The 9,619-nt window shown below is 52.9% G+C and carries 7 protein-coding genes; 3 read left to right on the top strand and 4 right to left on the bottom strand.

Features of this window, described 5'->3' with window-relative positions; all coding sequences use genetic code 11:
* Nucleotides 1–480 precede the first annotated feature (480 nt).
* A complete protein-coding gene (locus ABYP33_RS15775) occupies nt 481–1,542 on the top strand; it encodes an efflux RND transporter periplasmic adaptor subunit (protein WP_373092113.1) in 1,062 nt (353 codons plus the stop codon).
* Nucleotides 1,543–1,545: 3 nt separating this feature from the next.
* Nucleotides 1,546–4,659 carry an efflux RND transporter permease subunit gene (locus ABYP33_RS15780; protein ID WP_373092114.1) on the top strand — a complete coding sequence of 1,038 codons (3,114 nt, stop codon included), beginning with the start codon at nt 1,546–1,548 and terminating at the stop codon, nt 4,657–4,659.
* Nucleotides 4,660–4,856: 197 nt separating this feature from the next.
* On the opposite strand, the gene ABYP33_RS15785 is transcribed toward ABYP33_RS15780, so the two are convergent.
* Genes ABYP33_RS15785 through ABYP33_RS15795 form a run of 3 tightly spaced genes read right to left on the bottom strand, consistent with a single transcriptional unit; the run spans nt 4,857 to nt 7,958 of the window.
* Nucleotides 4,857–5,942, bottom strand: a complete 1,086-nt coding sequence (locus ABYP33_RS15785; protein WP_373092115.1) for a prenyltransferase — start codon at nt 5,940–5,942, stop codon at nt 4,857–4,859.
* Nucleotides 5,939–6,655: a methyltransferase domain-containing protein gene (locus tag ABYP33_RS15790; RefSeq protein ID WP_373092116.1), complete on the bottom strand. Its 717-nt coding sequence runs from the start codon at nt 6,653–6,655 to the stop codon at nt 5,939–5,941. Before ABYP33_RS15790 ends, ABYP33_RS15785 begins: the two co-directional genes overlap by 4 nt.
* Entirely contained in the window at nt 6,642–7,958 is a 1,317-nt protein-coding gene (locus ABYP33_RS15795; protein ID WP_373092117.1) for a glycosyltransferase family 4 protein, read from the bottom strand. Before ABYP33_RS15795 ends, ABYP33_RS15790 begins: the two co-directional genes overlap by 14 nt.
* 274 nt (nt 7,959–8,232) lie before the next feature.
* Between ABYP33_RS15795 and ABYP33_RS15800 the strand changes: the two genes are divergently transcribed.
* Nucleotides 8,233–8,622, top strand: a complete 390-nt coding sequence (locus ABYP33_RS15800; protein WP_373092118.1) for a hypothetical protein — start codon at nt 8,233–8,235, stop codon at nt 8,620–8,622.
* A 52-nt stretch (nt 8,623–8,674) separates the two neighbouring features.
* On the opposite strand, the gene ABYP33_RS15805 is transcribed toward ABYP33_RS15800, so the two are convergent.
* On the bottom strand, nt 8,675–9,601 hold the full coding sequence (locus ABYP33_RS15805; protein WP_373092119.1) for a branched-chain amino acid transaminase: 927 nt from the start codon (nt 9,599–9,601) through the stop codon (nt 8,675–8,677).
* Between the last annotated feature and the right edge of the window lie 18 nt (nt 9,602–9,619).

Here is a 9,619-nt window from a genome sequence, read left to right on the forward strand (position 1 = left end):
GCCGCACAGCAACTTATTGTTTTTCAAACTATTTAATTTTGGCGTAGGAAGGCCTTTCTTATTACGCTGGCCAGAGCACTTAACTGGAGCGGAAAGAAGACTATGCTGCGTAGGCAGGCAGTAATTGGCAGGGCTTGTCGACATGAGTGCTTCACCATTCCTTTGGTCGGGGCGGGTGTACCTACGTGTACGCCGGTATAACAATGTAAATAACAATAATGTGCTGCCTGCTTTTGAGCAAGCACTTGATTGCTTCTGAGCAGCATTATTTTTCGCTAGGCGACAATAACCGCGTGCTTAGATAATTGCGAACACAGGCACGCTACTGCCCACCCTAAGTTATTGAAAATAATTCTTATTTAGCTTTGAAAATTAGCACCTCAACCGTTACATTAACGGGCTACCGCAGGATTTATGCGCGGCAGGGCATTTTGCGTTATTTATTCGCGCCTGCGCACCATTAAAGGGAGACGTTCACCGATGTTCGGTGTTAATTACAGCCATAGTCTTAGATCGATTCTGTCTTACTCTTCCGTGTGCCTTCTTAGCCTTAGCATACTGGCTTGCCAGCCCGCGCCCGAGGCTGCTGCGCCGAAGGGCCGCCCGCCAACGCCGGTGAAGGTGCAAACCCTAAAAACTGAGCTCATACAAACGCGCTTACAGGCCTTGGGCAGTTTGCTGGCGCGGGAATCGGTAGATATCAGCAGCAGTGTGACAGAGAAGATCCAAAGCCTGCATTTTGACGACGGCCAAACCGTGAAATCGGGTGATTTGCTGGTGACCTTAGCGCAAGCCGAAGAAGCTGCCCAGCTTAAATCTGCCCGCGCCGATTTGGCAGAGCACGAGCGTGAGCTGCAGCGTCTGAAAGGCTTATTGGCCAAGCAATCTGCCGCGCAAACCGAATATGATCAGCGCCAAACCTCTAAGCTGCGCGCCGAGAGCAAGATTGCTGAAATTTCTGCGTTGCTAAATGAACGCAGCATCCGCGCGCCCTTTAGCGGCGTGGTGGGTTTGCGGGAACTCAGCCCCGGCGCCCTGCTCAGCCCTGGCACCCGCATTACCAGCCTGGATGATTTGAGTGTGATGCGCTTGGACTTTTATATCCCCAGTCTGAATCTTAAGGCGCTGGCGCTGGGTCAGGAGATTATTGCCCGCAGCGACGCGCTAAATGAGGATTTTTCTGGCCATATTTCCGCCATCGACAGCCGCATAGACCCGATCAAACGCAGCCTGAAGGTCAGGGCGCTCATCCCCAACGCCGATGGCCACCTTAAGCCCGGCATGTTGATGCAGGTCGTGTTAATTACATCTGAGCGCGAGGGCATTCTCATTCCGGAATCGGCATTGCTGAGCGAGCAATTACAGCATTATGTGTGGTTGTTAAGCGACGGCAAGGCCGAGCAGCGCCAAGTTGAGTTGGGCGTTCGCAAACCCGGTTTTGTGGAAATTCGCAGCGGCCTCAGCGCCGGTGAGCAATTAATTTACGAGGGCATTGGCAATCTGCAAGCCGGTATGGCTGTTGCCCCACAGGGAAACAAATAAGCCATGTTGCTCTCTGATACCGCCATAAAGCGGCCGGTTTTTGCCGTTGTTATTAGCTTATTACTATTGGCATTTGGCTTATTGGCCTTTGAGCGTTTGCCGCTGCGGGAATACCCCGACATTGACCCGCCCATTGTGTCGATACGCACGGTCTATACCGGTGCGTCTGCCGAGGTGGTGGAGTCGCGTATTACTCAGGTGATAGAGGATCGCATTGCGGGTATTGAGGGCATCGAGACTATTGAGTCGAGTAGCCGCGATGGCTTTTCGTCGATCAATATTGAGTTTTCGCTAAATCGCGATATCGACGCCGCCGCCAACGATGTTCGCGACCGTGTTTCTGGCTCACTGGCCAGCCTACCAGAAGAGGCCGAGCCACCCGAGGTGCGCAAAGCCGACGCCGATGAGCAGGTGATTATGTGGCTAAATCTCACCTCAGAGAACCACACCACCCTTGAGTTGGCCGACTACGCCCAACGCTATATTGTAGACCGTTTTGCGGTGATCGACGGCGTTGCTTCGGTGCGGGTTAGCGGCGGCCCCGAATACGCCATGCGGATCTGGTTAAACCGCGAGGCCCTCGCCGCCCGCCAGCTCACGGTGGCCGATGTCGAAAGCAGTTTGCGGCGCGAGAACGTCGAGCTGCCCGCCGGTACGCTCAAGTCGGTAGACCGCGACTTTGTGGTTAAAATAAACCGCCACTATCTCAGCCCCAGCGACTTTGAAAACCTGGTTATTAAACGCGAAACCAACGGTAATTTATTGCGCCTTAGCGAGGTTGCTCGCGTCGAGTTGGGCGCCGCCGAATACCGCAATATGTTCCGCGGCAATGGTGTGCCCATGGTCGGCGTGGGCATTGTTAAGCAGAGCGTGTCGAATACCCTTGCGGTTGCCGAGGCGGTGCACAAGGAAGCCACGTTTATTCGTAAATCCCTGCCCGACGGCGTGGGCCTGCACTCGAGCTTTGACAGCTCGGTGTTTATCGCCAGCGCCATTGGCGAAGTTTATAGCACCTTATTTATTGCCGCCGGGCTAGTGGTGCTGGTGATATTTTTATTCCTTGGTGATTTCCGCGCCATGTTGGTACCGGCAATTACGGTGCCGGTATCGCTTATTGCCACCTTTACGGTGCTGTACGCCCTGGGTTACACCGTTAATTTACTGACTTTATTAGCCCTGGTATTAGCCATTGGTTTGGTTGTAGACGACAGCATTGTTGTTTTAGAAAATATTCATCGCCGCCTGCTAAATGGCGAGCCGCCGTTGGTTGCGGCTTATCGCGGCAGCCGCCAAGTCGGTTTTGCGGTTATGGCCACCACCGCCGTACTGGTGGCCGTTTTTGTGCCTATCAGTTTTTTAGAGGGCGACGTGGGCCGCTTGTTTGGCGAGTTTGCGGTTGCCATGGCCGTGGCCGTCATGTTTTCTAGCCTCGTGGCCTTAACGCTGTCGCCAGTGATTTGTGCGCGTGTATTAAATCGCGACGCCATGCACGGCGGCCTTGCCAATTTTGTTGAGTCGCTGCTACACCGTATGGAAAGCCGCTACGGTAAGCTGCTCGGCCGCAGCATGAGGCGACCGATTATATCGGCCGTGCTACTGGCGATGACTATTGGCGGCTGCCTGTTTCTGTTAAAAGAAGTGCCCGCTGAATTTGCGCCCAAAGAAGATCGCGGCGTGGTGTTTATGATGATTCGCGCCCCCGAGGGCAGCTCCTTTAATTTCACCACCACGCAAATGGCTGAAGTCGAATCGCGACTAATGCCCATGGTCGACAGCGGCGTAATAAAGCGCTTTTTGCTCCGTGCGCCCGGTGGCCGCGGCGGCGCAGATACCTATAATGAAGGCGTAGGTATTATGGTGCTCACGCCTTGGGAGGAGCGCCCTCCGGTATCGGCAATCGTCGGCGAGATAAGGCAGCGGCTAGCTGGCTTTAGCGGTTTAAGCGTTTTTCCGGTTACCCCTCAGTCTCTCGGTGGCGGCTTTAGTAAACCAGTCGAGTTCGTGCTCGGCGGCAGCAATTACCAAGAACTGGCGCAATGGCGCGACCAACTTATAGCCGAGGCCCGCACCAATCCAGGCTTGCTTGGCATCGACAGCGATTACCGCGAAACCAAACCCCAGCTTGCGGTAACAATTGATCGCGACCGCGCCGCCGCACTTGGCGTAGACGCCAGCGAGATCAACCGCAGCCTAGAAACCCTGCTCGGCTCCCGGCGGGTAACCACCTTTATGATGGCCGGTGAAGAGTACGACGTGATCCTCGAAGGCGAGCCAGAGACCCAGCGCAGCCCTGAAGACCTCAGTAATATCTATGTGCGGTCTACCACCACAGATGCGCTAATCCCCCTTGGCAACTTGGTGACTATTCAAGAGCGCGGCGACGCCGCGGTGCTGAATCGCTATAACCGCGTGCGCGCGATTACCATAGACGCCAACTTAGCCGACGGCTATTCACTGGGCGAAGCGCTGACCTATCTCGAAAACCTTGTTGCCGAGAAGTTTCCTGAGGCGGTAGTTGATTATAAAGGCGAATCCTTAGACTACCGCGACGCCGGAGGCAGTATATATTTTACCTTCGCGCTGTCGCTATTAATTGTTTACTTGGTGCTGGCCGCGCAATTTGAAAGTTTTATTCACCCCTTCATTATTTTGCTGAGCGTGCCTTTAGCCGTTGCCGGTGCCTTGCTGGGCCTGTATTTGTTTGGGCAAACCTTAAACATATACAGTCAAATAGCGCTGATTATGTTGGTGGGCTTGGCCGCTAAAAATGGCATTTTGCTGGTGGAGTTTGCGAACCAGTTGCGGGATCAGGGTGTGGATTTTGACACTGCGATTATTCAATCTGCCCGGCAGCGCCTGCGGCCCATTGCAATGACCGCCATCACCACGGTGATTGGTGCTGTGCCCTTATTGCTGTCGTTTGGTGCTGGTAGCGAGTCCCGCTACGCAATTGGGATTGTGGTGGTGTTTGGGGTTAGCAGCGCTACCCTACTCACCTTGTTTGTCATTCCGATGGCCTACCGGCTATTGGCGCGATACAGCAATTCGCCACACACCGTGTCGCGGCAATTGGCCGTAGAGCTAGCGGCAAACGAAGATAAAGAGCGCACCGAATAGGCGCGTCAAAGACCTCACGCCGTCGAGCTTCAACGCAAGGGCAGATGTGACCTTGGCAGGATTAACGTAAAAAGGCGGCATCGCAATCACGTAGCCGAGAACTCAGCCAAGCGAACCTTGACGCGCGACTCGGCTAAACAAGAACCGGGCTTCGCCGCGACGCAATTCCGCGGCCAAGCAAGCCAATAGGCTTATGCTTATAAAGACTGTGCTCGGCTTCTTTCTGGCAATATTTTTGCCGCATCAACATCCAACATACGCACTTCTTTAAATAAGCGATGGGCAGCGGTGTATTCTGTTAGCGCATCCGCCGCCAGTAGAATTGCAGCAGCCGTCCAGGTTGGTCGCTCGTCTGGCCACAGCAAGTCTTCAGTAAATTGGTAACCCGTCCAGTACTCGCCGTTGCTCTCGCGCCATTGGTGCAACCAGCTGTACACCGTCACGGCCCGGGCGTGATCCCCTGCTGCCAATAACGCCATGGTTAGCTCGCAAGACTCCGCGACGGTAACCCACGGCTCATTTGAGACGCAGCGGCACCCTAGGCCTGGCTCAACAAAGTCGCCCCAGCGCTTTTGCAGGTGGGCGCGCGCCTTGGCAGGCGGTATCGCGCCGGTTAACACCGGGTAAAACCAATCCATGGAATAGCGCGATTTGCTCTCCCAGGTACGATCAAAACGCTCTGGCTTGTTACGTAGCGCCTCGCCCAGTGCCTGTCGCGCGTCGCGCCAGATTGGACGCGGCGAGCCAACTTGCACCGAAATATTCACAGCGCACTCTAAACTTTTATAAATGGAGGCACAACCAGTAACCAGGGCGTCGCACATGGCTTCACCAGCGGCGTTCACGGCCCAATTAATGTCGCCGTGAGGAGACTGCTGGGCCAGTACAAACTCAATGGCCCCCTGAACACAGGGCCACATTTCTCGCAAAAACCCTTGGTTTTCACTAATCAAAAAATGGTGCCAAACACCAGTGGCAATATAGGCAACAAAATTGGTTTCTCGGCGCTCATGATTGTCAACTTCGCCATCGCGGTAGGCGGCCCACCAGCTGCCATCTTCAAGCTGCGTGTTTTTAAGCCAGCGGTAAGCATTTTCGGCCGCCTCAAATTCGCCACCAATACTCAGCCCCATCGCCGACTCTACGTGATCCCAGGGGTCAGCATGACCACCCGCAAACCACGGAATACTGCCGTCTTGCTGTTGGGCGCGTACTAAAAATTCGACTGTCGGCCGGAAAAATTCCTGGGGATATAGTCCCTTGCTTAAAAATAAACCACTCATGCCGGACTCGCCTTTTCAAAGTACATCACCACTGACTTACCCAGCACCGGGTTGAGGCTCGCTTCTAGGGTGCGGGTGAACAACGGTCTGTCCATTAAATCCCAAACTAGAAAGCGGTGATATTGTTTAATCAATGGATTGCTATCTTGGCGGTCCCAAAATGCACACTTCAGCCACCAGTATGGGGAATGCAAAGCATGTGCCCAATGCCGACGGTAAAGGCGAAAACCTAAGCTCTGTATTTGTTTACGCAGCTGGCTAGCTTTAAAAATGCGTAAATGGCCACCCTCAACTTTATGGTAAGCCTCACTCAATGCCCAACATATTTGCTCAGGCCACGCGCGGGGAACGCTCGCGCAGAACAAGCCACCGGGTTTGAGAATCCGTTCAATTTCTTTTAGCACTGCGGCGTAATCAGGAATGTGCTCAAGTACCTCTGAACAAATCACTTTATCAAAACTATTGTCGGCAAACGGGAGCTGCAAGGCGTCGGCATTGGCTAAGCCAAATGCCTTGTGCTTATTATCTGCCTCATTAAAGTCAGTAAAGCGAGTTTGCGCTGTTTGCAAATCCTTTAGGCATAGGTCTACACCAATAGCCGTAATCTCACCTTCAACATAGGCAGAGATCACATGGCGACCTTCGCCACAGCCTAAATCTAATACTTTATCGCCACGGTTCAGGTGGAAATGACGGAAATCAACTGTTTTCACGTTGTAACACCTGCCAATAATAATTTGTCATTTGTTGGGCAGCACGCTGCCAGCAAAACAATTCTTCTATACGCTGACGCCCTGCAGCCGCTAATTGTTCACGTTTGGCGGGCGACGCCAACAATGCATCTAGCGCCTCGGCAATCGCGCTACTATCACGCACCGGCACTTGAATTGCCGCGTCGCCCACTACTTCGGGCAATGCCCCCCCATCGGTAGAGATGACTGCAGTACCACACGCCATCGCCTCTCCCGCGGGTAAACCAAAGCCTTCATACACCGAAGGCACAATGACCACCGAGGCTTCGTTGTAAAAGCCCACTAAGTCCTCGGTGCTAACGCCACTAACACAGCGAATATGCTTGCTCAAACCTAAGTCCTTAATTAGCGCACTGCTTTCGCCACCTTCTTTAGGCTGGCCAACCAGTAGTAGTTCTAAATCGGGGTACTTTGGCAATACCTTGGCCACGCCTTCCAGTAAGTAACGCATGCCTTTCAGCGGTTGATCAGAGGATACCGCAGCCATCACCCTGTTCGGGTTTTTGACCGTATTCGGCAAGGGGCGAAACTCTTCAGTATCAATACCGTTAAGCACTACGCTAATACCGGCGGGCTGCATATCAAAGGCCACCGCGATGTCTTGCCGAGAGCGTTCCGAAACCGTCACCACATGGTGAAGCTGACGAGCGACCTGACGCTGCATGATTAAAAAGCTGTGCCAGCGCCGAATGAGCAGCCGCTCCCGCCAATTTTTGGCCGCTTTCAAGGCAATGCTAAGGTCACTGGTGATCGGGTGATGGATGGTGGTAATAAACGGGAAATTGTGCTTTTGCAATTCCAGCATGCCGTAACTAAGACATTGATTGTCATGAATAATGTCGTAGTGACGACCATGCTTTTTGAGGTATTTAACCACCCGCCGACCAAAACAGTAGGGCTCAGCAAAAGCACCTGTCAGCTTACCGCTCCACTCAATAATATTGGTGAGAGAACGCAAGTGATGGGGACGAATAGAGCCAAGGCCGGTTTCAAAGAGGTTCATGCCGGGCATCTTGATCAAGTTTACTCTAGGATCAAGATGCGGGTAGGGCTGACCTGAGATCACGTCTACCGTATGTCCGGCCTGAACTAAGGCTTTGCTAAGGTATTTAAGGTAAATACCTTGGCCGCCACCATAGGGCGCGCTGCGGTAACCAAGTAAACACACTTTGAGTGCACGCCGAGGGCGGGCATCATCCAGTGGAATGACCTCGGCTTTAAATACCGGTTTAGTTGAAGTTGCTACTGTGGGGGTTGACGCCATATCCGGGATCGCTATTTTTCGTTTTTATGAAACCGAGGAATTCTTCATCGCTAACAGAATGGCTTTTCAATAGCCTAGCCAGAAGACACAGGGCGTTATTTAGCCCTATATGCCCCACCTCATCGAAGAATGCCGCAATCTAGTGACAGGATTCTAACCATGGCATGCCCATAAATCTACTCGCGATGCCCCGCAGCCGCTGTATATAGCATTAAGACTTTGTCATGTTACACTCGCCGCAGGCTCCCAACCCCTTGCAGAGACCTTGATAGCAATGCGCATAACAGCATTACCCCCCTATAAAAAAATGACCCTCGTTGCCTTAATTATTTTAACGGGCTGCGCCAGCGACGGTCGCAGTGGCAAAGCAATAGGCTTGTTTGACACCACGATCAAAGGCGATGACATTCGCCTATTTCGCTATCTTTTGCCCTTATTTAGGGAAAAGCCACGCCCCATCACCCAGCGCGCCAATGGCAGCCAGACCCAAAACATTGACCCAAAAGAAAGTGAAGAAACGCAGTTAAAACGCGCCGACTACCTGTTAAAGCAAGACCCACGATTAAAAGAGTATTGCCCGAAAGGCTATACCATTACCGACAAGTATGCCGTATTGAATGAAATCATTATTCGCGGCGAGTGCCGGTATATTGATATTGAGTAGTTTGAATGGCGACCTGAGCCCCGCGTTGCGGGAACTCAGTATCTAGTCGCCATTAGCGAACGGGGGTAGACCACTCGGGGAATTGCTCACGGCGCCCCTTAACTTGATCGAAGTACATGCTTTGCAGCTGGGTGGTGATAGGGCCACGCTTACCGGCACCAATGATGCGGCCATCCAGCTCGCGAATTGGCAATACTTCTGCCGCCGTGCCAGTGAAGAAGGCTTCATCTGCCACGTAGACTTCGTCGCGAGTAATACGCTTTTCAGAGACCTCCAGCCCCAGCTCGTTAGCAAATTCAAAAATGGTATTACGGGTAATGCCATCTAAGCAGCTGGTTAGTTCAGGCGTAAAAATCTTACCGTTGCGAACAAGAAAAACGTTCTCACCGCTGCCTTCGGCAACATAGCCTTCGTTATCCAGCAACAGGGCTTCTTCACAGCCGCTGTCTAGCGCTTCGCGCAGGGCCAGCATCGAATTGATGTAGTGACCGTTGGCTTTCGCTTTGCACATGGAAATATTGACATGGTGGCGAGTATAAGAAGAACAGCGTACTTTAATGCCGTTATCCCGCGCGTCTGGGCTCATATAGCTAGGCCAATCCCAGGCGGCAACAATCACATGCATCTTCAGGTTATCGGCACGCAGGCCCATGCCCTCGGAGCCGTAAAAACACATTGGCCGCAGGTAGGCTTCTTCTAGGCCGTTTTCACGCACTACCGCGCGCTGAGCTTCGTTGACCTGTTCTTTGGTCACGGTCATTTCCATACGCATAATATGCGCAGAGCGGAACAGGCGGTCTGTGTGCTCTTGCATACGGAAAATGCAGGTGCCGCGATCTTCTGTTTTATAGGCGCGTACGCCTTCAAACACGCCCATACCATAGTGCAGGGTGTGGGTTAATACGTGGACTTTGGCATCGCGCCAAGGAACCATTTCGCCGTCAAACCAAATCAGGCCATCACGATCAGCCATGGACATCGCGTGTTACTCCTCAAA

Origin of the sequence: Zhongshania sp., from assembly GCF_041584495.1 — a bacterium.
Lineage (GTDB): Bacteria > Pseudomonadota > Gammaproteobacteria > Pseudomonadales > Spongiibacteraceae > Spongiibacter.

Bases quoted from the DNA above. Each gene is read 5' to 3' on its own strand.
- ABYP33_RS15805 (WP_373092119.1), bottom strand. From the start codon at position 9,601: ATGTCCATGGCTGATCGTGATGGCCTGATTTGGTTTGACGGCGAAATG.
- ABYP33_RS15780 (WP_373092114.1), top strand. From the start codon at position 1,546: ATGTTGCTCTCTGATACCGCCATAAAGCGGCCGGTTTTTGCCGTTGTT.
- ABYP33_RS15795 (WP_373092117.1), bottom strand. From the start codon at position 7,958: ATGGCGTCAACCCCCACAGTAGCAACTTCAACTAAACCGGTATTTAAA.
- ABYP33_RS15775 (WP_373092113.1), top strand. From the start codon at position 481: ATGTTCGGTGTTAATTACAGCCATAGTCTTAGATCGATTCTGTCTTAC.
- ABYP33_RS15785 (WP_373092115.1), bottom strand. From the start codon at position 5,942: ATGAGTGGTTTATTTTTAAGCAAGGGACTATATCCCCAGGAATTTTTC.
- ABYP33_RS15800 (WP_373092118.1), top strand. From the start codon at position 8,233: ATGCGCATAACAGCATTACCCCCCTATAAAAAAATGACCCTCGTTGCC.